This window comes from Streptosporangium sp. DT93, from assembly GCF_049844535.1.
GTDB lineage: Bacteria > Actinomycetota > Actinomycetes > Streptosporangiales > Streptosporangiaceae > Streptosporangium.
Genome location: NZ_JBNCLF010000129.1, coordinates 1 through 214, shown reverse-complemented (window position 1 = coordinate 214; position 214 = coordinate 1). Strand labels below are relative to the sequence as shown.

Here is a 214-nt window from a genome sequence, read left to right as displayed (position 1 = left end):
CGTGGAAGCGGAAGGCGACCCGGCCGGGATCGTGTCCGGCGGTGACCTGATGCAACAGACCCGAAGCACGAACCACATCAGCGACGACGGCGTGACCCTCATCTCGTGGCGCGACGGCCGTTGAGCTCCACGTGTGAAGCACCTGGTGGCGTTCGGTGGTCGACATGATGTCGATGTCGTCGGCGATGGTGCCCGGTGCGGCCAGGCCGGCGGC

Annotated in this window: 1 protein-coding gene; it reads right to left on the bottom strand. The window is 67.8% G+C overall.

Translation table 11 applies throughout. The features are described 5' to 3' along the window. The coding region (locus ACLQ2R_RS39770; RefSeq protein WP_425966579.1) for a hypothetical protein at window positions 1–214 on the bottom strand (214 nt) is incomplete at both ends.